Annotated in this window: 26 protein-coding genes and 1 riboswitch; of the genes, 20 read left to right on the top strand and 6 right to left on the bottom strand. The window is 72.1% G+C overall.

What is annotated here, in order from left to right:
- Nucleotides 1-103 precede the first annotated feature (103 nt).
- The 9 genes from map to truA all read left to right on the top strand — a co-directional run bounded on the left by map (nt 104) and on the right by truA (nt 5,960).
- Complete coding sequence (map, locus tag CS0771_RS03470; RefSeq protein ID WP_212839753.1) at nt 104-925, top strand: type I methionyl aminopeptidase; 822 nt, start codon at nt 104-106, stop codon at nt 923-925.
- Between the two features lie 386 nt (nt 926-1,311).
- Complete coding sequence (infA, locus tag CS0771_RS03465; protein WP_007073013.1) at nt 1,312-1,533, top strand: translation initiation factor IF-1; 222 nt, start codon at nt 1,312-1,314, stop codon at nt 1,531-1,533.
- Nucleotides 1,534-1,615: 82 nt separating this feature from the next.
- Nucleotides 1,616-1,729, top strand: coding sequence for a 50S ribosomal protein L36 (gene rpmJ, locus CS0771_RS03460; protein WP_020520458.1), 114 nt, complete (start codon nt 1,616-1,618; stop codon nt 1,727-1,729).
- A 191-nt stretch (nt 1,730-1,920) separates the two neighbouring features.
- Entirely contained in the window at nt 1,921-2,301 is a 381-nt protein-coding gene (rpsM, locus tag CS0771_RS03455) for a 30S ribosomal protein S13 (protein ID WP_203741688.1), read from the top strand.
- A gap of 40 nt (nt 2,302-2,341) precedes the next feature.
- Complete coding sequence (rpsK, locus tag CS0771_RS03450) at nt 2,342-2,749, top strand: 30S ribosomal protein S11 (RefSeq protein ID WP_120317122.1); 408 nt, start codon at nt 2,342-2,344, stop codon at nt 2,747-2,749.
- 16 nt (nt 2,750-2,765) lie between these two features.
- Nucleotides 2,766-3,392, top strand: coding sequence for a 30S ribosomal protein S4 (rpsD, locus tag CS0771_RS03445; protein ID WP_203741686.1), 627 nt, complete (start codon nt 2,766-2,768; stop codon nt 3,390-3,392).
- 90 nt (nt 3,393-3,482) lie between these two features.
- A complete protein-coding gene (locus tag CS0771_RS03440) occupies nt 3,483-4,505 on the top strand; it encodes a DNA-directed RNA polymerase subunit alpha (protein ID WP_203741680.1) in 1,023 nt (340 codons plus the stop codon).
- A 43-nt stretch (nt 4,506-4,548) separates the two neighbouring features.
- Complete coding sequence (gene rplQ / locus CS0771_RS03435) at nt 4,549-5,031, top strand: 50S ribosomal protein L17 (RefSeq protein ID WP_203741678.1); 483 nt, start codon at nt 4,549-4,551, stop codon at nt 5,029-5,031.
- Nucleotides 5,032-5,117: 86 nt separating this feature from the next.
- Complete coding sequence (gene truA, locus CS0771_RS03430; protein WP_212839752.1) at nt 5,118-5,960, top strand: tRNA pseudouridine(38-40) synthase TruA; 843 nt, start codon at nt 5,118-5,120, stop codon at nt 5,958-5,960.
- A gap of 89 nt (nt 5,961-6,049) precedes the next feature.
- On the opposite strand, the gene CS0771_RS03425 is transcribed toward truA, so the two are convergent.
- Nucleotides 6,050-7,426, bottom strand: coding sequence for a hypothetical protein (locus CS0771_RS03425; RefSeq protein WP_212839751.1), 1,377 nt, complete (start codon nt 7,424-7,426; stop codon nt 6,050-6,052).
- A 253-nt stretch (nt 7,427-7,679) separates the two neighbouring features.
- Between CS0771_RS03425 and CS0771_RS03420 the strand changes: the two genes are divergently transcribed.
- Both CS0771_RS03420 and CS0771_RS03415 read left to right on the top strand, forming a co-directional pair.
- Nucleotides 7,680-8,360: a class I SAM-dependent methyltransferase gene (locus CS0771_RS03420; RefSeq protein WP_212845596.1), complete on the top strand. Its 681-nt coding sequence runs from the start codon at nt 7,680-7,682 to the stop codon at nt 8,358-8,360.
- Nucleotides 8,361-8,377: 17 nt separating this feature from the next.
- The gene (locus CS0771_RS03415; RefSeq protein ID WP_212839750.1) at nt 8,378-10,084 is read left to right on the top strand and encodes an ABC-F family ATP-binding cassette domain-containing protein; all 1,707 of its coding nucleotides are present in this window, start codon (nt 8,378-8,380) and stop codon (nt 10,082-10,084) included.
- 109 nt (nt 10,085-10,193) lie between these two features.
- Here CS0771_RS03415 and CS0771_RS03410 read toward each other — a convergent pair whose 3' ends face one another.
- A complete protein-coding gene (locus CS0771_RS03410) occupies nt 10,194-11,516 on the bottom strand; it encodes a glycoside hydrolase family 18 protein (protein WP_212839749.1) in 1,323 nt (440 codons plus the stop codon).
- Between the two features lie 122 nt (nt 11,517-11,638).
- Between CS0771_RS03410 and thiE the strand changes: the two genes are divergently transcribed.
- From thiE to CS0771_RS03365, 9 genes are all read left to right on the top strand, one after another.
- Nucleotides 11,639-12,265 carry a thiamine phosphate synthase gene (gene thiE / locus CS0771_RS03405; protein ID WP_212839748.1) on the top strand — a complete coding sequence of 209 codons (627 nt, stop codon included), beginning with the start codon at nt 11,639-11,641 and terminating at the stop codon, nt 12,263-12,265.
- Nucleotides 12,266-12,645: 380 nt separating this feature from the next.
- Nucleotides 12,646-12,758, top strand: a riboswitch (TPP riboswitch).
- Nucleotides 12,752-13,795 carry a glycine oxidase ThiO gene (gene thiO, locus CS0771_RS03400; RefSeq protein WP_244870580.1) on the top strand — a complete coding sequence of 348 codons (1,044 nt, stop codon included), beginning with the start codon at nt 12,752-12,754 and terminating at the stop codon, nt 13,793-13,795. Its footprint overlaps the riboswitch before it by 7 nt.
- Complete coding sequence (gene thiS, locus CS0771_RS03395; protein WP_212839747.1) at nt 13,792-13,995, top strand: sulfur carrier protein ThiS; 204 nt, start codon at nt 13,792-13,794, stop codon at nt 13,993-13,995. Before thiO ends, thiS begins: the two co-directional genes overlap by 4 nt.
- A gap of 5 nt (nt 13,996-14,000) precedes the next feature.
- Nucleotides 14,001-14,771 carry a thiazole synthase gene (locus tag CS0771_RS03390; RefSeq protein WP_212839746.1) on the top strand — a complete coding sequence of 257 codons (771 nt, stop codon included), beginning with the start codon at nt 14,001-14,003 and terminating at the stop codon, nt 14,769-14,771.
- 79 nt (nt 14,772-14,850) lie between these two features.
- Nucleotides 14,851-15,531, top strand: coding sequence for a thiamine phosphate synthase (locus tag CS0771_RS03385; RefSeq protein WP_212845594.1), 681 nt, complete (start codon nt 14,851-14,853; stop codon nt 15,529-15,531).
- On the top strand, nt 15,528-16,310 hold the full coding sequence (thiD, locus tag CS0771_RS03380; RefSeq protein ID WP_212839745.1) for a bifunctional hydroxymethylpyrimidine kinase/phosphomethylpyrimidine kinase: 783 nt from the start codon (nt 15,528-15,530) through the stop codon (nt 16,308-16,310). Before CS0771_RS03385 ends, thiD begins: the two co-directional genes overlap by 4 nt.
- Before the next feature lie 14 nt (nt 16,311-16,324).
- Nucleotides 16,325-17,857, top strand: coding sequence for a phosphomethylpyrimidine synthase ThiC (gene thiC / locus CS0771_RS03375; protein WP_212839744.1), 1,533 nt, complete (start codon nt 16,325-16,327; stop codon nt 17,855-17,857).
- 153 nt (nt 17,858-18,010) lie between these two features.
- Complete coding sequence (locus CS0771_RS03370; protein WP_212839743.1) at nt 18,011-18,754, top strand: hypothetical protein; 744 nt, start codon at nt 18,011-18,013, stop codon at nt 18,752-18,754.
- A gap of 164 nt (nt 18,755-18,918) precedes the next feature.
- A complete protein-coding gene (locus tag CS0771_RS03365; protein WP_212839742.1) occupies nt 18,919-19,659 on the top strand; it encodes a hypothetical protein in 741 nt (246 codons plus the stop codon).
- A gap of 188 nt (nt 19,660-19,847) precedes the next feature.
- Here CS0771_RS03365 and CS0771_RS03360 read toward each other — a convergent pair whose 3' ends face one another.
- From CS0771_RS03360 to nirB, 4 genes are read right to left on the bottom strand one after another with little or no spacing between them, the layout of a single operon-like run.
- Nucleotides 19,848-20,729, bottom strand: a complete 882-nt coding sequence (locus tag CS0771_RS03360) for a hypothetical protein (protein WP_212839741.1) — start codon at nt 20,727-20,729, stop codon at nt 19,848-19,850.
- 27 nt (nt 20,730-20,756) lie between these two features.
- On the bottom strand, nt 20,757-21,842 hold the full coding sequence (locus tag CS0771_RS03355; RefSeq protein ID WP_212839740.1) for a uroporphyrinogen-III synthase: 1,086 nt from the start codon (nt 21,840-21,842) through the stop codon (nt 20,757-20,759).
- Between the two features lie 34 nt (nt 21,843-21,876).
- Entirely contained in the window at nt 21,877-22,227 is a 351-nt protein-coding gene (gene nirD, locus CS0771_RS03350) for a nitrite reductase small subunit NirD (protein WP_371821343.1), read from the bottom strand.
- Nucleotides 22,224-24,716 carry a nitrite reductase large subunit NirB gene (nirB, locus tag CS0771_RS03345; RefSeq protein WP_212839739.1) on the bottom strand — a complete coding sequence of 831 codons (2,493 nt, stop codon included), beginning with the start codon at nt 24,714-24,716 and terminating at the stop codon, nt 22,224-22,226. The genes nirD and nirB overlap by 4 nt, the downstream gene beginning before the upstream one ends.
- Between the last annotated feature and the right edge of the window lie 30 nt (nt 24,717-24,746).

Raw genomic sequence — 24,746 nt, 5'->3', positions numbered from 1 at the left:
ACGCCTCGTCGCGCTGAGCGGGACGACCGAGCATCGCACGGGACCCCGCCGGGTGTGCGCACCCGGCGGGGACCGGCGTTCGGGGAAGGCGACGGCCGAGCACATGGACATCGAGATCAAGACCCCGGAGCAGCTGCGGTTGATGCGCGCGGCCGGCCTGGTGGTGGCGGCGGCCCTGGCCGCGACCCGCGAGGCGGTCAAGCCCGGGGTGAGCACCGCCGAGCTCGACGCGATCGCCGAGGACGTGATCCGGTCACACGGCGCGATCCCGTCCTTCAAGGGCTATCACGGCTTCCCGGCGACGATCTGCTCGTCGGTCAACGAGCAGATCGTGCACACCATCCCCAACCCGAAGCACGTGCTGGCCGAGGGCGACCTCATCTCCATCGACTGCGGCGCGATCCTGAACGGCTGGCACGGCGACGCCGCGATCACCGTGGGCGTCGGCGAGACCCGGCCCGAGCTGCTGCGCATGGCCGAGGTCGCGGAGGACGCCATGTGGGCCGGCATCGCGGCCGCGGCCCGGGGCGTGCGCGTCGGCACGGGGCGGCTCACCGACATCTCGTACGCGGTGGAGTCAGCGGTGCGCAAGGCGCCGCGCAAGTACGGCATCGTCAAGGGCTACGGCGGCCACGGCATCGGCACCGCCATGCACCAGGACCCGCACATCCACAACCACGGCCGCCCCGGGCGCGGGCCGCAGCTGATCCCCGGCATGGCGCTGGCCATCGAGCCGATGATCACGATGGGCTCGGCGCGCACCGCCGAACTGTCCGACGGCTGGACGGTGGTCACCACCGACGGCTCGTACGCCGCGCACGTGGAGCACTCGATCGGCCTGTTCGAAGACGGCGTCTGGGTGCTGACGGCCCCCGACGGCGGCGCGGCGCGTCTCGGCGACCTGCTGACCTCCGCCGCCTCCTGACCTGTGACTCCCGGCCGGTCCGTCCGGTCGCGTGGCCGGGTCGGCGCGGTCAGCGGGGCAAGATCGCCGTTTCGTGTCCAAAGCTCAGGCCACACCGCACTTCTCGACACGAAATCGCGATCTTCGGCTCGGCGGCACCGCGGAGCCGCAATCTTCCGGCAGCCGGGCAGGGGAGTGTGGAATGCGACACTCCCGCACGTGGGTGCCGGGGGTGGTTTGGTGTCGATGCCCACGTGGGCGTAGACTGACCAATCGGCGCACCGCGTCCACTCCGCCATGCTCCCCGCGCTTCGGGGGTCGGCGGAACCGCGGCTGGCGCGATCCGTGCCACGGATCGTGATGGACTGGTGGGCCGACCATTCACCCTAAGTCAGGTAGCGGAGGACATGCCGAAGAAGGACGGGGCCATCGAGATCGAGGGCCGGGTCATCGAGCCACTCCCGAACGCAATGTTCCGGGTCGAGCTCGCGAACGGTCACAAGGTCTTGGCCCACATCAGCGGCAAGATGCGTCAGCACTACATTCGCATCCTGCCCGAGGACCGGGTCGTCGTCGAACTCTCGCCGTACGACCTCACCCGCGGGCGGATCGTCTACCGCTACAAGTAACCACTGACTCACCGGGTGAGTCCGTGTCCGTCTTTCCCCGGCCCGACGCTGTGCGGACGGGGAACAGCAGCAAAGGCGAGCCGTGAAGGTCAAGCCGAGTGTCAAGAAGATCTGCAACAAGTGCCGCGTCATCCGCCGGCACGGCCGGGTCATGATCATTTGTGACGACCCGCGCCACAAGCAGCGTCAGGGCTGAGCTCAGCCTCCTGACTGCTGCCTGAGGCAGTTGCAGCACCACCAGCAATAGCTCGTTCCAGCCGCGGGAACGCTCCGACATGTCGGACAGCTCTGCGGATCAACCCCCGGTCGGAGGCCGGGGCCCCACCCGGGCAGGTGGGGGATGGATCGGGCGCAGACCTCCGCCAAGCTACGAGGAGCAGCCCGCACATGGCACGTCTCGTCGGCGTGGATCTTCCCCGCGAGAAGCGGCTGGAGATCGCGCTTACCTACATCTACGGCATCGGCCGCACCCGGTCGGTTGAGCTGTGCACCGCGACGGGTCTCGACCCGAACAAGCGGGCCAAGGACCTCACCGACGAAGAGGTCGTCCAGCTTCGTGACTACATCGAAGCGAACTTCAAGGTTGAAGGCGACCTGCGCCGCGAGGTCGCCGCTGACATCCGCCGCAAGGTGGAGATCGGTTGCTACGAGGGCATCCGGCACCGCAAGGGCCTGCCCGTCCGTGGGCAGCGCACCCGCACGAACGCTCGTACCCGCAAGGGCCCGAAGCGGACCGTGGCCGGCAAGAAGAAGCCCGGCAAGAAGTAAAGCGCTGTAGCAACCGCATCGAGAAGGAGCGCACAAGAATATGCCACCCAAGGCACGCGCCGGGGCCGCCGTCAAGAAGGTCCGGCGTAAGGAACGCAAGAACGTCTCCCACGGGCAGGCGCACATCAAGAGCACGTTCAACAACACCATCGTGTCCATCACGGACCCGACCGGTGCTGTGATCTCGTGGGCCTCCGCCGGCCAGGTCGGCTTCAAGGGCTCGCGCAAGTCGACCCCGTTCGCCGCGCAGCTGGCCGCCGAGGCCGCCGCTCGCCGGGCGATGGAGCACGGCATGCGCAAGGTCGACGTGTTCGTCAAGGGTCCGGGCTCTGGCCGTGAGACCGCCATCCGTTCGCTGACCGCCGCCGGTCTCGAGGTCGGGCAGATCTCCGACGTCACGCCGCAGCCGCACAACGGATGCCGTCCGCCCAAGCGTCGCCGGGTCTAAGGGGAGATAGAGAAACATGGCTCGTTACACCGGCGCCGACTGCCGCCGTTGCCGTCGCGAGAAGGTCAAGCTGTTCCTCAAGGGCAGCAAGTGCGATGGGCCGAAGTGCCCGTTCGAGTCGCGCCCCTTCCCGCCCGGCCAGCACGGCCGCGGTCGCACCAAGGAGTCCGAGTACCTGCTGCAGCTTCGTGAGAAGCAGAAGGCCCGCCGCATCTACGGCGTGCTGGAGAAGCAGTTCCGCGGCTACTACGAAGAGGCCAACCGCAAGTCCGGCAAGACGGGTGAGGTTCTGCTGCAGATCCTCGAGTCGCGCCTGGACAACGTCGTCTACCGGGCCGGCCTGGCCAAGTCCCGTGACCACGCCCGTCAGGTCGTGAAGCACGGTCACTTCCTGGTGAACGGCAAGAAGGTCGACATCCCGTCGTACCGCGTCACCGAGCACGACATCGTCGAGGTGCGGGACAAGTCCCGCCAGCTGACCCCGTTCGTGGTCGCGCAGGCCGAGGCCGGCTCCCGCTCGGTTCCGGCGTGGCTGGAGGTCATCCCCAGCCAGTTCAAGGTTCTCGTTCACTCGCTTCCGGCCCGCCAGGTGATCGACACCCAGGTCCAGGAGCAGCTGATCGTCGAGCTCTACTCCAAGTAGTAGTGCTCTGGCCGGTACGGCGTCATGCCGTACCGGCCGCCATTACGCGTGGCGTCAAATAGTGGGCGCCCAACGTATAGGAGTTCACCTGTGCTTATCTCTCAGCGGCCGACTCTGACCGAAGAGTCGATCAACGAGACCCGCTCCCGGTTCACCATCGAGCCGCTCGAGCCCGGGTTCGGCTACACCCTCGGCAACTCGCTGCGTCGTACGCTGCTCAGCTCGATCCCGGGCGCGGCCGTCACGAGCATCAAGATCGACGGTGTGCTGCACGAGTTCACCACGATCCCCGGTGTCAAGGAGGACGTGGTCGAGCTGGTCATGAACGTCAAGGACCTGTGCGTCTCGTCGGAGCACGACGAGCCGGTCAGCATGTACCTGCGCAAGCAGGGCCCTGGCGACGTGACCGCCGGTGACATCCAGCCCCCGGCCGGTGTCTCGGTGCACAACCCGGACCTGAAGCTCGCGACCCTGAACGGCAAGGGCCGGCTCGACATGGAGCTGACCGTCGAGCGGGGCCGGGGCTACGTCACCGCGGCGCAGAACAAGAACGCCGGCGCCGAGATCGGCCGGATCCCGGTCGACTCGATCTACTCGCCGGTGCTCAAGGTGACGTACCGCGTCGAGGCGACCCGTGTCGAGCAGCGCACCGACTTCGACCGTCTGATCATCGACGTCGAGTCCAAGTCGTCGATCTCGCCGCGGACCGCGCTGGCGTCGGCCGGTTCCACCCTGGTGGAGCTGTTCGGCCTGTGCCGGGAGCTGGACGAGACCGCCGAGGGCATCGACATCGGCCCGTCGCCGCAGGACGCGCAGCTCGCTGCCGACCTGGCGCTGCCGATCGAGGAGCTGGACCTCACCGTCCGCTCGTACAACTGCCTCAAGCGCGAGGGCATCAACTCCGTCGGTGAGCTCATCGGGCGCACCGAGGCGGACCTGCTCGACATAAGGAATTTCGGGCAGAAGTCCATCGACGAGGTGAAGATGAAGCTCGCCGGGATGGGTCTGGGGCTGAAGGACTCGGCTCCGAACTTCGACCCGGCGCATGTCGTGGACTCCTACGGCGACGCCGACTACGACACTGACGATTACCGCGAGACCGAGCAGCTGTAACCGAACCTGCCTCGGCAGCTCGGTAAGACAACTAGGAGCACCAATGCCCACGCCCACCAAGGGTCCCCGCCTCGGGGGCAGCCCCGCGCACGAGCAGCTGATCCTGGCCAACCTGGCCACGTCGCTGTTCAAGCACGGTCGCATCACCACCACCGAGACCAAGGCCAAGCGGCTGCGCCCGCTGGCCGAGCGGCTCATCACCAAGGCCAAGCGGGACGACCTGCAGGCCCGCCGTGAGGTGCGCAAGACGATCAGCGAGAAGGACACCTTCGTGGCCCTCTTCGAGCAGATCGCCCCGCGCTTCGCGAACCGCAACGGTGGTTACACCCGCATCGTGAAGACCGGACCGCGCAAGGGTGACGCCGCTCCGATGGCGATCATCGAGCTGGTCGAGGAGCTCGAGGTGGCGGCGCCCGCGGCGCCGGCGAAGGCTGCCAAGGCCCAGGCCAAGAAGGCCGCCCAGGAGGACAAGGTCGCCGTCCTGTCGGGCGAGACCGAGGCTGACGAGGCCGCGGACAAGGCCTGACGGCCGTCCGCTCAGCAGTGACCGAAGCTCCGCCCGCGCTGTCCGACAGCGCGGGCGGAGCTTCGAGCTTTAGGAGGGAAGAGCAGATGGTCCGGGTACGCCTAGACGTCGGCTACGACGGCACCGACTTCTCCGGCTGGGCCGCCCAGCCGGGCCGCCGCACCGTGGCCGGTGTGCTGCTGGCCGAGCTGGAGCGGGTGTGCGGGCCCGGCAACCCGACCGGGCTGACCGTGGCCGGGCGCACCGACGCCGGCGTACACGCGATCGGCCAGGTGTGCCACGTGGACCTGCCCGTCGAGCGCTGGGCGGCGCTGGGGCCCACGCTGGTGCGCCGCCTGGCGGGCCTGCTGCCGGGCGACGTACGGGTCTGGCGCGCCCATGCCGTGCCGGAGACCTTCGACGCCCGCTTCTCGGCGCTGTGGCGGCGCTACGAGTACCGCGTGTGCGACGCCGAGCCGGGCCCGGACCCGCTGCGCCGCCGGGACACCCTGCACTGGCTGCGCCCGCTCGACCTGGAGCGGATGAACGCGGCCGCGGCCGGGCTGTGCGGGGAGCACGACTTCGCCGCGTTCTGCAAGCGTAAGGAGCACGCGACCACGATCCGGCACATCACCGCGATGTCCTGGCGGCGGGAGCCGGACGGCACGCTGGTCGCCACCGTGCAGGCGGACGCGTTCTGCCAGGCGATGGTGCGCAGCCTGGTGGGGGCGATGCTGTCGGCCGGGGACGGGCGGCGCGAGCCGGACTGGCCGGCCTCGCTGCTGACCCGCCACGAGCGCTCCAGCGACGTGGTGGTGGCCCCGCCGCACGGCCTGAACCTGGTCGCCGTCGGCTACCCGGACGAGGCGGAGTTCGCGGCCCGTGCCGACCAGACCCGCAACCTGCGCGGCGTACCCGCCGGCCTGGCCCGAGCCGCCCGCGAGGCCTGAAGCGTTAGGAAGGGCACCTTCTACATCGGAAAACGAGCAGAGCTGCTGCTCGTCTCGCTGACGCGAGCCGACGAAGGTGCCCTTCCTTTTCAGGAGGCTTCGGGGGCGGGGGAGGCGCTGGGGGCGATCGGGTCCGTGGCGCGGTCCTCGAGGACCTTGCCGCGCAGGTAGAACTCGATCACGTCGTAGAGGATCTGCTTGGCGAACGGGTCGCCGACCGCGATCTCCTGGCCGTCGGAGCGGGCGATGACGCAGTACACCAGGTAGTGGCCCTTGATGTTCCAGCCCGCGTGGGTGGAGGCCAGGGCCAGCGGCTTGGTGATGCTCTTCTTGGCCTGCCGGTCCGGCGCGTACCCGAGGAAGCGGCCCTTGCCGTCGTCGACGATCGGCTTGATCGCCTCGTACGCCTTCTCCGCGCTGGCCACCGTGTCCAGGTTCACGATGCCGCCGGTGACCAGGTAGGCGCCGTTCGGCGACTTCATGGTGCCGCGGACCACCTGGCTGCAGCCGAGGGTCGTGATCAGCTTGGTGATCTCGCCGCTGGCCGCCGCCCGGCAGTCGGTGAGCACCTGCGGCTTGATGACGGTGTAGACCTCGGTCGGCTTGTTCGGGTCGATGACGATCTGCGTGCCGGGGAAGACCTCCGCCGCGGTGAGCGGCTTCGGGTCGACCTCGCGCGACGTGATGTCGACCGGGGTCGCGGTGGGCGGCGGCGAGCTGTTCGCCTGCGCCTGGTTGCCCTTCTTCTCGTCCAGCACCATCAGGAACGAGCCGACCGCGCAGACGGCCAGCACCGCGACGACGCCGAGCACGCTCAGCGCCTTCTTCCACCGGCTGGACAGGTTCGGGTTGACCGCGAGCCGCTGCAGCCCGGCGGCGGCCAGGCCGCTGGCCGCGGCGGGGCGCGGCCCGGTCTGCCGGGGCGGCGCGGGCGGCGGGGTCACCGTCGGGCGGGTCGGCGGCGGCGGCACGACCCGGACCGGCGCGCCGGGATTCGCCGGGACGGTACGCGGCATGGTGCCGGGGCGGCCGCCCGGTGCCGCGCCGCCGGGCATGACGCCCGGGGAGACCGGAGTGGCGGGCGGGGCGGAGCGCTGGCGCGGGTCGGCGCCGCCGCGCCGGGGCGGCGTCGGCGGGACGTTGGGCGGCGCGGCGCGGTAGGCCGTGGGCGGCGGGTCCTCCACGCCCCGCGGGCGCGCCAGCGCGCCGTTGCGGGCGCCTGGCGGCTCACCGGGCACGGCACCCCGGCGGGTGGGCTCGCCCGGCACGGCACCGCGGCGTGGCGGTTCGGCGGGGCGCGGCTCGGCGGCGCGGCGCGGGTCGTAGCCCAGCGGTGACGCGGGCGCGCGGCGCGGGTCGGCGCCGGGTCCGTCCGCGCGCGACGGCTGGGGTGGCGGTGGGGCGGCGCGCCCGCCGGAGCGGCCGGGCATACCGCCCGGGTGCTCGCGCAGCGGCTTGCGCTCCACGAAGCCGTTGAAACGGTCCGCGGCGGGGTTCTGCGGCGGCTCGGGGGCCCGCCTGCGTCCTCCGCCGGGCGATCCGGTGCGGCTTGGTGACTCAGAGTCATGGGCACTGTCGCGTAGTGACCCGTGCCTGCCCGCACCCGTGTCCCCTGGTATGTGGGGACCGGGTGTGTCTCGGTCGCGCGGGTCACGACGGGAAGGTGGCGGCCAGTCCCCCGAACCGGCGCCGTAGCCGTGAGCCATGTCGCACAGCGTAATGGACGACACAGTCGCCAATAACCCTGCGGCGGGCGAGTCCGACCGTTCGGGGGAGAATGTGCGGGTGGGCGAGCACTATTTCACTGCGGAGCCGGGCGCGTCGGCGCGCCCGCGCGAGGTCGTCTTCAGCATCGGCGGGCAGGAATACGAGCTGGCGGCGGCCGGCGGCGTCTTCTCCGCGTCCCGGCTGGATCCCGGCACGACCGTGCTGCTGAAGAAGGGCGACCTGCCCGCGGCGGCGACCACCGGCAGCCTGCTCGACCTGGGCTGCGGTTACGGCCCGATCACCATGGTGCTGGCCACCCGCGCGCCGGGCGCCGAGGTCTGGGCGGTGGACGTGAACGCGCGCGCCCGCGAGCTGACCGCGGAGAACGCGAAACGGCTGCACGTCGCGGACCGGGTACGGGTGGCCGACCCGGACGGCGTGCCCGACGGTGTCGAGTTCGCGCAGATCTGGTCCAACCCGCCGATCCGGGTCGGCAAGGAGGAGTTGCACGCGCTGCTGCTGAGGTGGCTGCCCCGGCTCGCCGCGGACGGCGTCGCCTGGCTGGTGGTGGGCAAGCACAAGGGCTCGGACTCGCTCCAGCAGTGGCTGGGGGAGCAGGGCTGGCAGGCTGACCGGCACGCCAGCGGTTCCGGCTTCCGGGTGCTGAAAGTGACTCGCCCCCGGCCCGCCTGATCAGGCACTATGCCCCCGTGGGATACGTGGATGTGGCCGGGGTGGCCTGCACCCTGCCGGACGGGCGAGTGCTCTTCTCGGATGTGTCGTTCCGGGTCGGCGAGGGTGCGAAGGTGGCGCTGGTCGGGCCGAACGGCGCGGGCAAGACGACGCTGCTGCGCATGGTCTCCGGCGATCTGCCGGTGCCGACCGGGGCGATCGCCCGCTCCGGCGGCCTGGGCGTGATGCGCCAGTTCATCGGCATGCTCGGCTCGTCCGCGGCGACCGGCGCCCCCGGCGGCAGCGAGACGACCCTGGCCGAGATGGCGTTCTCGCTGGTGGAGCCGCGGCTGCAGGCGGCGGGGGCGCGCCTGGTCAAGGCGGAGCAGGCGATGCGCGAGGCGGAGGCCCGGGGGCGGCTGAGCAGTTCCGCGCAGCAGGCGCAGCTGCGCTACGCCGAGGCGCTGACGGCCTACGGCGAAGCCGGCGGCTACGAGGCCGAGGTGCTGTTCGACACGGTCTCCACGCTCATCCTGGAGCTGCCGTGGGACGAGTGCCGGGACCGCCCGGTGCGCACCCTGTCCGGTGGCCAGCAGAAACGCTTCGCGCTGGAGCTGCTGCTGCGTGGCACCGACGAGGTGCTGCTGCTCGACGAGCCGGACAACTTCCTCGACGTGCCCGCCAAGCGCTGGCTGGAGCAGCGGCTGCGCGAGTCGAAGAAGTCCGTCCTCTACGTCTCGCACGACCGGGAGCTGCTCAACCAGACCGCCGACCGGGTGGTCGCGGTCGAGGGCGGCAGCGCCTGGACGCACGTCGGCTCGTTCGCGTCGTGGCACGAGGCCCGGGTGGCCCGGCACGACAGCATGGAGGAGCGCCGCCGCCGCTGGGACGAGGAGCACGAGAAGCTGCGCACGCTGATGCTGATGTACAAGCAGAAGGCGGCGTACAACGACGGCCTGGCCTCGCGTTATCAGGCCGCGCAGACCCGGCTCCGCAAGTTCGAGGAGGCCGGCCCGCCGCCGCTGCCGCCGAAGGACCAGCAGATCCAGATGCGCCTCAAGGGCGCCCGCACCGGCAAGCGCGCGGTGATCTGCGAGCAGCTGGAGCTGGTCGACCTGACCTTCCCGTTCGACCTGGAGCTGTGGTACGGCGACCGCCTGGCCGTGCTCGGCGCCAACGGCACCGGCAAGTCGCACTTCCTGCGGCTGCTGGCGCAGCAGGCGCACGGCGGCGACGAGGAGGGCCGCTCGGCCGACGGCGCGAAGCACGCCCACGTCCGGCACAGCGGCGTGGCCCGCCTGGGCGCGCGGGTCGTCCCCGGCCACTTCTCCCAGACCCACGACCGCCCCGACCTCGCCGGCCTGGAGCTGATCGACATCCTCTGGCGCGGCGACTCGCACCGCCCGTCGCTGGCCCGTGAAGCCGCGTACAAGGTGCTGGACCGCTACGAACTCGCCAAGCAGGCCGAGCAGCGCTTCGGCACCCTCTCCGGCGGCCAGCAGGCCCGCTTCCTGGTCCTCCTGCTCGAACTCAGCGGCGTCACCCTGCTCCTGCTCGACGAGCCCACCGACAACCTCGACCTCGCCAGCGCCGAAGCCCTTGAGCAAGGCCTGAAGGGTTTCGAGGGCACCGTCGTCGCCGTCACCCACGACCGCTGGTTCACCCGCACCTTCGACCGCTTCCTCCTGTTCCAGTCCGACGGCGAAGTCCTCGAAACCCCCGCCCCCGTCTGGGACGTCCGCTGACCCCCCGCCCCTGCGTCGATCTTGCGTGAACTGTGGGGACGACACGCCCCTTCCGGGCATATCCCTAACAGTTCGCGCAAGATCGACGCGATCTTGGGGGCGGGGTGGGTCAGCTGAGGCCGTTGTGGATCGCGGTGGTGAGTTCGCCGGTGGTGGTGTCGCCGTCGAGGGACCAGACCATGGTGCCGCCGAGGCCGTTGGCCTTGACGTACGCCGTCTTCTGGGCGATCACCTGCGGGGTGTCGTACGACCAGAACGTGCCGCCGCCGAACTTCCAGGCGGCGCCGGCGACCGGGTCGTAGTACACGGTGCCCTGCTTGGCGATCACCTTCTTGTAGTCGTCGACGCCGTCCTCGTAGGTGCCGCGCGCCGGGCCGCTGGCGGGCTGGTAGAGGCCGTTGTTCGCGCTGCCCGCGCCGGACCAGCCGCGGCCGTAGTACGGGATGCCGATGACGATCTTGCTGGCCGGGGCGCCCTGCGCCAGGTACGTGTCCACGGCCAGGTCGACGCTGAACGGCGACTGCGCGGTGGTGTAGAGGTTCGACTGGTGCCCGGTCACCGGGTCCCACGCGCCGACCAGGTCGTACCCCTGCACGGTGGCGAAGTCGAGATAGGAGAACAGTGCCGCGGTCTCGATGCCCGCGTTGATCTTCGCGGGGTCGGCGGGCAGGAACGCGGTGAGGGAGTAGTACCGGCCGGTCTGCGTGCCGTACGCGTCGAGCTGGCGGCGGAACTCGGCGGCCAGCAGCGTGTAGTTCTGCTTGTCCTCGGGCCGGACGATGTTGCCGACCTCGCCCTCCGAGGCGGGCCACTCCCAGTCCAGGTCGAAGCCGTCGAAGACGCCGTACGCGCTGCCCGTGCCGCCGTGCGGCGAGGTGCCGATGAAGGGCAGGTTGCCCTTGAGGTACAGGTCGATGCAGCTGGCGACCATCGCCTGGCGGGAGGCCGGGGTGAGCGCCGCGTCGGAGAGGTACTTCGACCACGTCCAGCCGCCCAGCGACAGGTGGATGCGCAGGTGCGGGTACATCGCCTTGAGCTTGCGCAGCTGGTGGAAGTTCCCGGCCAGCGGCTGGGTGACCACGTCGCCGACGCCGTCGACGGCCTCGCCCGACTTGAAGCGCTTCTGGTAGTCGGCCCAGGCGTCGCCGACGCCCGCCTCGTTGGCCTCGAAGCAGCGCCCGTCGGGGCCGACGTTGCCGAAGGCGTAGTTGATGTGCGTCAGTTTCGCGGCCATCCCCGAGGTGTGCAGGTTCTTCACCAGGAAGTTGCGGCGGTAGATGCCCCACTGTACGAAGTAGCCGACCTTGACGTATCCGGCGGCCGCCGCAGCGGCGCCCTCCGGAGCCGGTGCGGGTGCAGCCTGAGCTGGGGTGACGGCGGCGATGACGGTGCCGCCGAGGAGGAGGGCGGTGAGCGCGAGGCGGAGTCTCATACCGCTCGAAATTAACTGTAAAGACGTTTCACAGAATCAGCGATATGGATGAGGCGAGGTAGCCGGAGCCATGTCACGGACGGCCCTGCCCATTCACCGACGACAATCTATAGGGTGAGGGTATGACCCTGGGGAGACTCCATCTGATCACCGACAGCAGGCCCGGCCGGGATCCGGTCGCGCTCGTCCGTGCCGCGCTGAGCGTCGCCACGCCGGACCTCGTGATCCAGTTCCGGCCCGCCGACGAGTGGACCGACCGGGTCGCCTACGACCTGGCCGGGCAGCTCGTCGCGCTGTGCCGGCCGCTGGGGGTGCCGGTGCTGGTCAACGATCGCCTGCACGTGGCCCTGGCGGCGGGCGCGGGCGGCGGTCACGTGGGCGCGGACGACCTGCCGGTGTCGGCGGCGCGGCGGCTGCTCGGCCCGGCCGCGGTGCTCGGCGCGACCGCCCGGCTGCCCGCGACCGCGCTGCGCGCGGTGGGCGACGGCGCCGACTACCTCGGCGTCGGCCCCTGCTACGCGACGTCCACGAAGGACGGCCTGCCGGTGTCCATCGGGCCCGAGGGCCTGCGCGCGGTGGCCCGCCAGTGCCCGGACACGCCGATCATCGCGATCGGCGGGGTGACCGCGGCCCGCGTGCCCGAGCTGCGAGCCGCGGGCGCACACGGGGTCGCGGTCATCGGCGCGGTCTCCGACGCCGCCGACCCGGCCCGCGCCATCGCCGAGCTGCTCGCCGCCGTCGCGGCTTGACGGAACCGGCCGGACGCCGCGCCTTCGCCGCCTGACGATCCGCCCGGAGGTCGCACCATCGCCGCCACCCGCGGCCGCTCGGACGCTGCGGCGACAGCGCTACGCCGGCAACGCCGACACCACCGCCTTCCGCTCATTCACGCGGGCGGCTCCGCTTCGGGCGCAGGCGTGCAGTTTCGGGGAAACTGCTTCCTCGTCACGTCCTGAAGCGACATTTTCCCCGAAACTGCGGTCTCGGCCGCGCGGCGCGGGTCGCGGTGGTGCGGTGTGGCGCGCGTCGCGGTGGGTGGGCGGCGGGTTGCCCGATGGTGCATGCGGGGTTACGCTGCCGACAGCCGTCACCCACGGCAACACACGCGTAACACGTGCACCACACCAGAAACGAACCCCACGGGAGCCCGGTGAACCGGGCTGAGAGGGGAGCTGATTCTCGCTCCCGACCGTAGAACCTGATCCGGGTAATGCCGGCGCAGGGAGGAGGCCGCGGTGGCACCGCATCCTGTGTCCGTCATCGGCGGCGGCATCATCGGGCTCAGCATCGCCTGGGAGTGCGCGCGGCGCGGCTACGACGTCACCGTCTACGACCCGGATCCCGGCCGCGGCGCGTCGCACGTCGCCGCGGGCATGCTCGCCCCGGTCGGCGAGTCCTACTTCGGCGAGCGCGAGCTGACAGAGCTGCTGCTGGAGTGCGCGCGGCGCTGGCCCGCGTACGCCGCCGAGCTGGCCGGGGCCACCGGCCACGACCTGGGCCACCGCACCGAGGGCACGCTGCAGGTCGGGCTCACCGCCGACGACCTGGCCGAGCTGCGCCGATTGTGGACCTATCAGCGGGAGCTGGGCGCGGACGTGCTCGCCCTGGACGGCGACGAGCTGCGCGAGCGGGAGCCGCTGCTGCACCCGCGTGCGCGCGGGGTGCTCGTCGAGTCCGACCACCAGGTCGACCCGCGCCGGGTGGTGGCCGCGCTGCGCGAGCTGGTGCCGGTGCGCCGGGAGGCGGTGCGCTCGCTGTCCGGACTGGACGGCACGGTGGTGCTCGCGGCGGGCTGCGCCAGCGCCGCCCTGGCCGGGCTGCCGGTGCGCCCCGTGCAGGGCGCGGTGCTGCGGCTGCGCGGGCAGGCCGCGCCCCGGCACGTCATCCGGGGGTACGCCGACGGCCGCCCCGTCTACCTGGTGCCGCGCCGGGACGGCGAGGTGCTCGTCGGGGCGACCGTCGAGGAGCGGGCAGACGGGCACGCCACCGCCGGGGGCGTACGCGACCTGCTGCGCGCCGCCACCGACCTGGTGCCCGAGCTGGCCGAGCACTCGCTCGTCGAAGTGTCGGTCGGGCACCGGCCCGGCACCGCCGACAACGGCCCGATCGTGGGCCGGCTCGGCCCGGACCTGCTGGTCGCGACCGGGCACTACCGGCACGGCGTGCTGGCCGCGCCGTACACCGCGCAGGCGGTGGCCGATCTCGTCGACGGCCGTGCCCTGCCCCTGCTCTGGGAACCCTTCACGCCGCAACGACCGACCGCCGGAGGTGCCCGATGATCACAGTCCTGGTGAACGACGTCCCCCGTCCCGCCGATGGGGACGGGACGGTGGCCGAGCTGCTGGCCGGCCTGGCCGTGCCGCGCCGTGGCGTCGCCGTCGCGGTCAACGGCGAGGTGGTGCGCCGTGCCGACTGGCCCGCGCACCGGCTGACCGAGGGCGACCGGGTCGAGGTGCTCACCGCGGCGCAGGGCGGCTGACCGGGATGGACGACCGGTTCGACCTCGGCGGGGTCACCTTCGGCTCCCGGCTGATCCTGGGCACCGGCGGCGCGAGCAGCCTCCAGTCGCTGGAGCAGGCGCTACTGGCGGGCGGCGCCGAGCTGGTCACCGTCGCGCTGCGCCGCATCGACCCGGACGCCCCGGCCGGACTGCTGGACGTGCTGGAGCGCTGCGGGGTGCGGCTGCTGCCCAACACCGCCGGCTGCTACACCGCCGCCGACGCGGTGCGCACCGCGCACCTGGCCCGGGACGCCTTCGAGACCGACTGGATCAAGCTGGAGGTCATCGGCGACGACCGTACCCTGCTGCCGGACGCGGTCGAGCTGCTGCGCGCGGCCGAGCGGCTGGTCGGGGACGGGTTCATCGTGCTGCCGTACACCACCGACGACCCGGTGCTGGCGCGGCGGCTGGCCGATCTCGGCTGCGCCGCGGTGATGCCCGCCGGTGCGCCGATCGGCTCGGGCCTGGGCGTGTCCAATCCGCACCACATCCGGCTGATCCGGGAGGCGGTGCGCTGTCCCGTCATCCTCGACGCGGGCATCGGCACCGCCAGCGACGCCGCCCTGGCCATGGAGCTGGGCTGCGACGCGGTGCTGCTGGCCAGCGCGGTGACCCGGGCCGCCGACCCGGTGGCCATGGCCACCGCGATGCGGCACGCGGTGGTCGCGGGACGGCTCGCCGCCCAGGCCGGGCGGATCCCGCTGCGCCGCCACGCGCTCGCCTCCACCGCGCCCGAAGGCCTCGCGTCATGGTGACCGCGCACCCGGCCTTCACCATCATCACGCCGGAAGGTGTCACCTCATGGTGACCGCCCACCCGGCCTTCGCCGTGACCATGCCGGAAGGCGTCGCGTCCCGGGTGAGCGCAGACGCCGCACGCCCGGCTCGGCACACGCCCACCGGGGTCGTCGTGGTGACCGATCGCCGCCAGGCGTTGCGCCCGCTGGTGGACGTGGTCGCGGCGGCGGTGTCCGCCGGGGCCCGCGCGGTGCTGCTGCGGGAGAAGGACCTGCCGCGCGGGCAGCGGCTGCGGATCGCCGTCGCCCTGCGCGAGCTGCTCAGGCCGGTCGGCGGCCTGCTCATCGTGGCGGGGCAGGACACCCTGGACGGCGAGGCGCTGCACCTGCGGGCCGGAGCCGTGGCGCCGCTGGGCCGCCCGCACCTGCTGGGCCGCTCCTGCCACGACGCCGCGGAGCTGGCCGCGTTGTCCACAGAGGACTATGTGACGCTCTCGCCCGTCTTCGCCAGCCGCAGCAAGCCCGGCTACGGGCCGGCGCTCGCACCGATCGGCCTGCGCCGGCTGTGCCCCCGCGCGGGCCGCCCGGTGCTGGCGCTCGGCGGGATCGAGCGGCCCGAGCAGGTCGCGGCGTGCCGGGAGAGCGGTGCGTCGGGCGTGGCCGTGATGGGCGCCTTGATGCGGGCCGAGGACCCCGCCGACGCGTACGCCCGGCTGCGCGCCGGGTGGGACGGCGTGTGCGACGGTTCGGGCCGGGGAACCGGAACAGTGATCGCATGACGCCTAACGTGGTATTGACGATCGCCGGTTCGGACAGCAGCGGCGGTGCCGGAATCCAGGCCGATCTGAAGACCTTCGCCGCGCTGGACTGCTACGGCGCGAGTGTCATCACCGCGGTGACCTCGCAGAACACCAAGGAGATCACGGACGTCCACCCGATGCCGGGCACCGTGGTCGCCGCGCAGCTCAACGCGGTGCTGAGTGACCTGCCGGTCGCGGCGGTGAAGGTCGGCATGGTCGCCACCGGCGAGATCGCGGCGACCGTGCGGGCCAAGGCGCGCAACGGCGAGCTGCCGAAGCTGGTGCTGGACCCGGTGCTGACGGCCTCGACGGGACGCCGCCTGGGCGTGGTCAGCGCGATCGAGCGGCTGCTGCCGTACGCCCTGGTGGTGACGCCCAACGTCGAGGAGGCGTCGGCGCTGCTGGGCTGGCCGGTGACCACCCCGGCGGACATGGCGGGCGCGGCCGCGCAGATCGCCTCGCACGGGCCGAAGTGCGTGGTGGTGACCGGCGGCGACGCGGGCGGGCCGGAGGTCGTCGACGCGGTGTGGACCGACAGCGGGGCGCGTTTCCTGCGCTCGCCGCGGGTGGAGACACCGAACAACCACGGCACGGGCTGCACCTTCTCCGCGGCGATCGCGGCCCGGCTGGCCCACGGCTACCCGATCGACGACTCGATCGCGTACGCGAACCGCTACGTCCGCTCGGCGCTGATCGCGGCGCAGGAGTGGCGGCTCGGCAGCGGAGCCGGTCCGCTGAACCACTTTCCCCGCCTGTAGCAGAAGGAGGCAGCATGAGGCGCAAGGTCTACGTGCAGGGGTCCCGTCCCGACATCCAGGTGCCGTTCGCCGAGGTCGACCTGACCGACGGCAGCACCCCGGTCCGGCTCTACGACACGTCCGGCCCGGGGGTCTTCGCCGACCTGCCGCGCCGGCGCTGGGTCGAGGACCGGCGGGTGCACGGCGCCCCGGTGACCCAGCTCGGCTGCGCCCGCGCCGGGATCGTCACGCCCGAGATGGAGTACGTGGCCCTGCGCGAGGGCGTCACCCCCGAGCTGGTGCGGGACGAGATCGCGGCGGGCCGGGCGGTGCTGCCCGCCAACGTCAACCACCCCGAGATCGAGCCGATGATCATCGGCAAGGCGTTCCTGGTGAAGGTCAACGCCAACATCGGCACCTCGGCGGTCACCTCCGACGTCGCGGAGGAGGTGGAGAAGCTGACCTGGGCCACCCGCTGGGGCGCCGACACGGTGATGGACCTGTCCACCGGGCCGCGCATCCACGAGACCCGCGAGTCGATCATGCGGAACTCGCCGGTGCCGATCGGCACCGTGCCGATCTACCAGGCGCTGGAGAAGGTGAAGGGCGACCCGCTCAAGCTCACCTGGGAGATCTACCGCGAGACCATCATCGAGCAGGCCGAGCAGGGCGTGGACTACATGACCGTGCACGCCGGGGTGCTGCTGCGCTACGTGCCGCTGGCGGCGGACCGGGTCACCGGCATCGTGTCGCGCGGCGGCTCCATCATGGCGGCCTGGTGCCTGGCCAAGCACCAGGAGAACTTCCTCTACACCAACTTCGAGGAGCTCTGCGAGATCTTCGCGAGGTACGACATCACGTTCTCGCTCGGCGACGGGCTGCGGCCCGGCTCCATCGCGGACGCCAACGACGAGGCGCAGTTCGGGGAGCTGCGCACGCTCGGCGAGCTGACCGAGATCGCCTGGCGGCACGACGTGCAGGTGATGATCGAGGGCCCGGGGCACGTGCCCATGCACAAGATCAAGGAGAACGTGGACCTGCAGCAGGAGGTGTGCCACGAGGCGCCCTTCTACACGCTCGGCCCGCTGACCACCGACATCGCGCCCGCGTACGACCACATCACCAGCGCCATCGGCGCCGCGATGATCGCCATGTACGGCACCGCGATGCTCTGCTACGTCACGCCCAAGGAGCACCTGGGCCTGCCGGACCGGAACGACGTGAAGGCGGGCGTGATCGCGTACAAGATCGCGGCGCACGCCGCCGACCTGGCCAAGGGGCACCCCGGGGTGCAGGCGTGGGACGACGCGCTGTCCAAGGCGCGCTTCGAGTTCCGCTGGGAGGACCAGTTCAACCTGTCGCTCGACCCGGAGACGGCCCGCTCCTATCACGATGAGACGCTGCCCGCCCCGGCCGCCAAGACGGCGCACTTCTGCTCCATGTGCGGGCCGAAGTTCTGCTCCATGCGCATCAGCCAGGAGCTGAAGGAGTACGCCGCGCAGGGCATGGCCGACAAGTCGGCCGAGTTCGTCGCCTCGGGCGGCAAGGTGTACCTGCCGCTGGCCTGACCTGCCGCTTCGATCACCGAGGGGCCGCCGGTGCGCGGCCCCTCGGCGCGTCCGGGGACGGCTTCGAAGAAATTCTGGAATCGGCGCAACCTCGCTCCGGGGTTGTTCGTGGTTGTGGGTCGACACCACACCACCACTCACGGGGAGCCTCGAGTGAGCACGTTCTTCCGCTCGTCCGATGTCGACACCATCCACACCGCCGCCCGGCGTGCCCTGGCCGCGTTCGTGCTGGCCGGTGCCGTCGGAGCCACGGCGGCCTGCGGTCCGGCCGAGCCGGCCCCGCCCGCGTCCGCCGCTTCGTCGGTGGCCGCATCGCCCGCGTCCGCGCCGTCCCCGTCGCCGTCGGCAGCGGCCGTGGGCCTGTCCGAGCTGCCCGATGCCGCCTTCCTCACCGCGGCCGACCTCGGGTCCGGCTTCAAGCCGATCGAGCTGGAGGGCGGCGACGGGTACGGCTTCGCGCTCGCCGTCTGTGAGAAGAACAAGCAGTGGGACGGCAAGCCGGAGGGCGCCGGTCCCGAGGAGCCGATGTCGGCGAAGAACGCGCGCGAGAAGGTCTTCTCCGGTCCGGGGAAGGCGCTGGTGTCCCAGTGGACCTGGGGCATGCGTACGGCCGAGGCCGCGCAGATCTCCGTGGCAAGCCAGCGGGCCGGGTTCGAGCACTGCGGCACCGTCAAGGTGAACAGCTCCAGCACCTACACCTTCGAGATCCTCGACAACGGCTTCGCCGGCGACGACTCGGTCCTGGTGCGGTACAACAAGGCGCACCTGATCGTCGTCATGCGCACCGGTGCGGCGTACACCGTGCTCAACCTCGGCGGCACCACCGACGCGGCGCGGGCCAAGGCGGTCGCGGCCAAGGCGGCGCAGCGCATCTGCGACGCGACGCCGACCTGCTGAGCATCACCTCGCCGTGAACCGTGTGCCCGCCGGGTTTCCCCGCGCGGGCACACCCGTTCCGGCGTCCCGCAGATTTCCGGATCCGGCTGCAACCGCCTCCGTGGTCCGGGCGTGACTTGGACCGACAACGGATCCGACAAAGATCACTTCACGGGGAGTCCTTGATGCGCACCACCTCGCACCACCGTCTGCCGATCGCCGCCACGCTGCTGGCCCTGCTCGCGGCCGCCGCTTCGGGCTGCTCCGCGCAGGGTCCGGCCGAGCCGCAGGCCGGGGCGAGCACGTCAACGCCCGCCCCGGCGGCCTCCGCCACGCCCGCTGCTTCGCCCACCGCCTCCCCGGCTGCCGGGAGCGGCCCGGCGGCGGGCGTGACGGCGATCCCCGACGCGGCCTTCCTCACCCCGGCAGACCTCGGCCCCGGCTACCGCGCGCTCGGTGCCGACTACCTCGGCGAGACCTACGGCTTCGCCATCGAGTACTGCGTACGCAACGGCCAGTGGGACCGTAAGCCGAGCGGCCCCACCGAGCAGATGTCGGCCAAGAACGCGCGCCGCCTGGTGCTGGCCGCCCCCAGCGGCTCGCAGACGGTGCAGTACCTGAACGGTTACCAGTCGGAGACGTCCGCCCGCCAGGCGATGGCCCACGAGCGCACCGGATTCGAGCGCTGCACCGAGATCGACCTGGGCCAGACCACCCACACCTTCACGATCCTGGCGACGGGCTTCGCCGGTGACGAATCGATGCTGGTCAAGGACGGCAAGCGGGACCTGCTGGTGTTCGTCAGGGCGGGCGCCGTGTTCACCTGGATGCAGGTCGGCCAGGAGTTCGACACCGACCCGGCGGCAGCCAAGGACCTCGCCCGTAAGGCCGTACAGCGCATCTGCGCCGCCACCCCCACCTGCTGACCGCCGCCCTCCCGCGGCACGGGCCCCATTGCGTTGATCATGAACTTATGGACGTGTTCACCGGAGTGTCGCCACCCTGCGGCCGTGATCGTCCTGCCTTCCGCCGAACGATCACGGCCGCAGGGTAGGGACACGCCGTCCATCACGGCCATAAGTTCATGATCAACCCAGTGGTGGGGTGGGGTGGGTCAGAGGATGCCGGGGCGGCGGGGGGCTAGGGCGATGATGGAGGAGACGGCCAGGCCGACCACGACGGCGATCATCGCGCCGAGGTAGGCGTCGGCCTGGTCGGTGAGGGCGCGGGAGACGCCGGGGCCGCCGATGACGTACGCCATCGCGACCAGCAGCGGCCCGATCGCGCCGGACAGGGCGAGCCACAGCCGCGACCGGCCCTGGTGGCGCGCGACCAGCCCGCACACCAGCGCGGCCAGCAGGGCGAGCACCGGCATGCTGAAGGTGGCGCGGGGGATCGGCTCCAGCGCGCTCAGGTCGAGCACGCCGAGCCGCATCGGGTCGTAGTACTCGGCCAGGGCGTCCCGGGTGCGGCCGAACTGTGCACTGTCCATGAAGGATGCCGCGGCCAGCACCCACACCCCGCCGGTGCACACCCACAGGTTGGTGCTGAGCGGCTTTCGGCCCACCACCAGCAGGGTGACCAGCAGGCCCGCGACGAGACCGGCGCCGACCGCGATCGCGGCGGTCAGTTCCGGGTTGAACGAGGCGTTGACCCGGGCCAGCCGGGCCGGTTGCAGGGTCAGCGGCACCGAGGCCGCCGCCGCGCCCAGGGCGGCGCCGATGCCGCCCACCGCACGCACTCCGGCGCCGATGCGGCTGCGGCCGCTCTGCGCCACGGCCAGGCTCGCCGCGTAGGTGGCGCCCGCCAGCACTGCGAGCGCCGCGAACCAGGCCGCCCAGGTGAGCTGGAGGTTCCATTCGTTGTCGGCGCCGCTGAGGAACTCGCGGTCCAGGCGCAGCGCGTTCAGCCCGTACACGACACCGAACTGGGCGGCCGCGACCAGCGCCGCCATGCCGAACGACGCTGCCAGCAGCTTGCCCCAGAAACGCATCACGCGGGGACCATACGTCGGCGGGCCGTTTCAGTCCACCGGCAGCCGGTAGCCCCTTTTGACCACCGTCTGGACGAATCCGGGATCGCCGAGACCGGCCCGCAGCCGCGCCACGGCCATCTCGACCGCGTGCTCGTCGGCGCCGCGCGGCAGGGCGGGCAGCAGCGAGGCGCGCGAGCGCACCTTGCCGGGCACCGAAGCGAGCGCCCGCAGCACCGCCATCGGGGCCGGGGCCAGCGGTTTCAGCTCACCGTCCACCATCGCCGCGTGGCCGCGCAGGGTCAGCTCGTGCTCGGCGACCCGCAGGGTGACCGCGCGCCGGGGCAGCTCGTCCACGATCGCGCGGACCAGCGCGCCCAATCGTGCCCGCGCGGGGGCGATGACCGGAATGCCCTGACGGATCAGCGGTGCGGCGGTGACCGGGCCGACACAGGCGGCGACGACGTCGGCGCGCATCGCCTCCAGCACCGCGTCACCGCCCGCCCCGGCGGCGGCCAGTAGCGCGCCGACAGCCGGGGCCGAGGTGAACGTGATCGCGTCGACCAGCCGGTTCGAGACCAGGTCCACCAGCCGGTGCAGCGGGGCCGGATCCAGTGGGGGCGCCCACCGGTAGACCGGCACCTCGATGACGTCGGCGCCGGCGGCACGCAGCGAGGCGCAGAACTCCGGCTGCTGGTCGCCGTGCAGCTGGACGGCGACCGTCCGGCCGCCGACGCCGCGGCGCAGCAGGTGGGCCAGGCATTCGTCGCAGCTCTCCGAGTCAGGCGACCACTGGTCGTGCAGGCCCGCGGCGCGCACCGCCCCGCGGGCCTTCGGGCCGCGGGCCACGATGTACGCCTCGGCGAGCACCGCGCGCAGCGGGTCGGCCAGACCCCAGCCCTCGGCCGCCTCCAGCCAGCCCCGCATGCCGATGCCGGTGTTGGCCACCACCACGTCCGGCGGGGTGTCCAGGCAGCGGCGGGTCGCCTCGCGGAGCTGGGAGTCGTCGTGCAGCGGGACGATGCGCAGCGCGGGGGCGATGACGACGCGGGCGCCCCGCCGCTCCAGCAGCGCGGCCAGCTCGTCACGCCGCCGGTCGGCGGTCACGCCGACGGTGAAGCCGGACAGCTCCGTCATGACACCGCGCCCCGTCCCGCCGCACGATCGCTGTTCATGGGGTATCCACACCCACTTCGACGACGTCGCCGTTGCGGCGCACCGGGTACGTCGGCACGGCCACCCCCGCCACGTCCAGGCACTGCCCGGTACGCAGGTCGTACACCTGCTTGTGCAGCGGGGACGCGACGGTGGGCGTGTCGCCGCGGGTGCCGACGATGCCGCGCGACATCACCTGGGCGCCCGCGATCGGGTCGCGGTTGCCGATGGCGAACAGCTCGCCGTCGAAGGTCCGGAAGACGGCGATCTGCACCCCGTCGACCAGGGCGGCGACGCCGCGTTCGGGCTGGAGCCGGTCGAACGCGCAGATCGCCGTCCAGGTCCCGGTCATGATTGCGATGGTCATGAGGCACCTCCCAGGGTGACCGGCACCGGACCCTTGGCGGGGATCTTCTGCCCGCGCTCGACCTCGAAGGTGATGTCGGGGTCGGGCGTGCCCGGTGCGTTGACGAACGAGACGAAACGAGCGAGGCGCTGCGGGTCCTGCAGGGTGGCCCGCCACTCGTCGGCGTACGACCCGACGTGGCGGGCCATCTGCGCGTCGAGCTCCTCGCACAGCCCCAGCGCGTCGTCGACGATGACCTCGCGCAGGTGGTCCAGGCCGCCGTCCATCGCCTCCAGCCAGGTGGAGGTGCGCTGGAGCCGGTCGGCGGTGCGGATGTAGTACATGAGGAACCGGTCGATGGTCCGGATCAGCTCCTCGGTGGTGACGTCGGTGAGGAACAGGTCGGCGTGCCGGGGCCGGAAGCCGCCGTTGCCGGCGACGTAGAGGTTCCAGCCCTTCTCGGTGGCGATGATGCCGAAGTCCTTGCTGCGGGCCTCGGCGCACTCGCGGGCGCAGCCGCTGACCGCCGACTTGAGCTTGTGCGGGGCGCGCAGGCCGCGGTAGCGCAGCTCCAGCTCGATGGCCATGCCGACCGAGTCCTGCACGCCGTAGCGGCACCAGGTCGAGCCGACGCAGCTCTTCACGGTGCGCAGCGCCTTGCCGTACGCGTGCCCGGACTCGAAGCCCGCGTCCACAAGCCGGTGCCAGATCTCCGGCAGCTGCTCCACGCGCGCCCCGAACAGGTCGATGCGCTGCCCACCGGTGATCTTCGTGTAGAGCCCGAAGTCACGGGCCACCTCGCCGATCACGATCAGCTTGTCCGGGGTGATCTCGCCGCCGGGGATGCGCGGGACCACCGAGTACGTCCCGTCGCGCTGGATGTTGGCCAGGAAGTGGTCGTTGGTGTCCTGCAGGGCCGCCTCCTCGCCGTCGAGGATGTAGCCGGCGTTGGTCGTGGCCAGGATCGAAGCGATAGCGGGCTTGCAGATGTCGCAGCCGCGGCCGGTGCCGTACTCGCTCACCAGCTCGGTGAAGGAGCGCACGCCGCGCACCCGGATGATGTCGAACAGCTCCTGGCGCGAGTACGTGAAGTGCTCGCAGAGCGCCTTGGACTGGGCCACCCCGCCCGCGGCCAGCAGCTGCTTGAGCAGCGGCACGCAGGAGCCGCAGCCGGTGCCGGCCTTGGTGCACGCCTTCAGGCCGGGCACGTCGGTGCAGCCGCCCGCGATGGCGTCGGTGACGTGGTCCTTGGTCACCGCGTGGCAGGAGCAGACCTGCGCGCTGCCCGGCAGCTCGGTCTTCACCCCGCCCTCGCCGGCCGGGGCCAGCAGCGCCAGCGGCGGCGCGGGCAGCGGCCCGCCGAGCGAGGCCCGCAGCGTCGGGTACGCCGCGGCGTCGCCGACCAGGATGCCGCCGAGCAGGGTCTGCGCGTCGTCGGTGAGCAGCAGCTTGGCGTACACGCCGGTGACCTGGTCGGTCACCACCACGTCCAGGCCCTCGGCGAACGGCGTGCCGAAGCTGGCCACGTCGACGCCGAGCAGCTTCAGCTTGGTCGAGGTGTCCGGCCGGGTCATCGCCGCGTCGCCGCCGTTCAGCCGGTCGGCGACCACCTCGGCCATGGCGTAGCCGGGCGCGACCAGGCCGTAGCAGACGCCGTCGCCGGAGTCGACGGACAGCGCGGCGCACTCGCCGATCGCCCACACCGCCGGGTCGGCGGTGGCGCAGGACGCGTCGACCGCGAAGCCGCCGCGCGGGCCGCGGGCCAGCCCGGCCGCCTCGGCCAGCTCGTCACGGGGCCGGATGCCGGCCGCGATCACGACCACGTCGACGTCGAGCGTGCCGCCGTCGTTGAACAGCATCCGGGTGACGCCGTCGTCGCCGCCCTCCAGGCCCGCGCAGCCGCGGCCGGTGTGCACGGTGACGCCGAGCGCCTCGATGTGCCGCCGCAGCACCGCGCCGCCGCCCTCGTCCACCTGCAGCGGCATCAGCCGCGGCGCGAACTCGACCACGTGGGTGGTGATGCCCAGCATCTTGAGCGCGTTCGCGGCCTCCAGGCCGAGCAGGCCGCCGCCGAGCACCGCGCCGACCCGCTTGCCGTCGGCCGCCGCCCAGTCGCGCAGCGCCGCCAGGTCGTCGAGGGTGCGGTAGACGAACACGCCGGGCAGGTCCGCGCCGGCGATCGGCGGCACGAACGCCCGCGAGCCGGTGGCCAGCACCAGCGCGTCGTACGGCGTCTCGCCGGAGGCGCTGTGCACGACCTTCCGGTCGCGGTCGATGCCGATGACGCACTCGTTCAGGCGCACCGCGACCCCGTCGGGCGCACCGCCCAGGTGCAGCGCCGACGCGTCGTAGTCGTCGAACCAGGCCGACAGCCGCACCCGGTCGTAGGCGGGCCGGTCCTCCTCGGCCAGCACGGTCACCGACCAGCCGGCCACGGCCCGCTCCGCGAAGGCCTCCAGGAACCGCTGGGCCACCATGCCGTACCCGGCGACCACCAAACGCTTCGTCATGCCGTCACCTCGCTGCGCTCGGCTCCGTCA

The sequence above is a fragment of the Catellatospora sp. IY07-71 genome (assembly GCF_018326265.1).
Classification (GTDB): domain Bacteria; phylum Actinomycetota; class Actinomycetes; order Mycobacteriales; family Micromonosporaceae; genus Catellatospora.
This window is presented reverse-complemented; position numbering and strand designations above follow the sequence as displayed.

Coding starts and splice junctions, on each gene's coding strand:
- CS0771_RS03365 (WP_212839742.1), top strand. CDS start 18,919: ATGCGCACCACCTCGCACCACCGTCTGCCGATCGCCGCCACGCTGCTG.
- nirB (WP_212839739.1), bottom strand. CDS start 24,716: ATGACGAAGCGTTTGGTGGTCGCCGGGTACGGCATGGTGGCCCAGCGG.
- CS0771_RS03355 (WP_212839740.1), bottom strand. CDS start 21,842: ATGACGGAGCTGTCCGGCTTCACCGTCGGCGTGACCGCCGACCGGCGG.
- thiC (WP_212839744.1), top strand. CDS start 16,325: ATGAGGCGCAAGGTCTACGTGCAGGGGTCCCGTCCCGACATCCAGGTG.
- thiD (WP_212839745.1), top strand. CDS start 15,528: ATGACGCCTAACGTGGTATTGACGATCGCCGGTTCGGACAGCAGCGGC.
- rpsM (WP_203741688.1), top strand. CDS start 1,921: ATGGCACGTCTCGTCGGCGTGGATCTTCCCCGCGAGAAGCGGCTGGAG.
- CS0771_RS03420 (WP_212845596.1), top strand. CDS start 7,680: ATGGACGACACAGTCGCCAATAACCCTGCGGCGGGCGAGTCCGACCGT.
- rpsK (WP_120317122.1), top strand. CDS start 2,342: ATGCCACCCAAGGCACGCGCCGGGGCCGCCGTCAAGAAGGTCCGGCGT.
- nirD (WP_371821343.1), bottom strand. CDS start 22,227: ATGACCATCGCAATCATGACCGGGACCTGGACGGCGATCTGCGCGTTC.
- rplQ (WP_203741678.1), top strand. CDS start 4,549: ATGCCCACGCCCACCAAGGGTCCCCGCCTCGGGGGCAGCCCCGCGCAC.
- CS0771_RS03385 (WP_212845594.1), top strand. CDS start 14,851: ATGCCGGAAGGCGTCGCGTCCCGGGTGAGCGCAGACGCCGCACGCCCG.
- rpsD (WP_203741686.1), top strand. CDS start 2,766: ATGGCTCGTTACACCGGCGCCGACTGCCGCCGTTGCCGTCGCGAGAAG.
- map (WP_212839753.1), top strand. CDS start 104: ATGGACATCGAGATCAAGACCCCGGAGCAGCTGCGGTTGATGCGCGCG.
- infA (WP_007073013.1), top strand. CDS start 1,312: ATGCCGAAGAAGGACGGGGCCATCGAGATCGAGGGCCGGGTCATCGAG.
- CS0771_RS03390 (WP_212839746.1), top strand. CDS start 14,001: ATGGACGACCGGTTCGACCTCGGCGGGGTCACCTTCGGCTCCCGGCTG.
- thiS (WP_212839747.1), top strand. CDS start 13,792: ATGATCACAGTCCTGGTGAACGACGTCCCCCGTCCCGCCGATGGGGAC.
- truA (WP_212839752.1), top strand. CDS start 5,118: ATGGTCCGGGTACGCCTAGACGTCGGCTACGACGGCACCGACTTCTCC.
- thiE (WP_212839748.1), top strand. CDS start 11,639: ATGACCCTGGGGAGACTCCATCTGATCACCGACAGCAGGCCCGGCCGG.
- CS0771_RS03410 (WP_212839749.1), bottom strand. CDS start 11,516: ATGAGACTCCGCCTCGCGCTCACCGCCCTCCTCCTCGGCGGCACCGTC.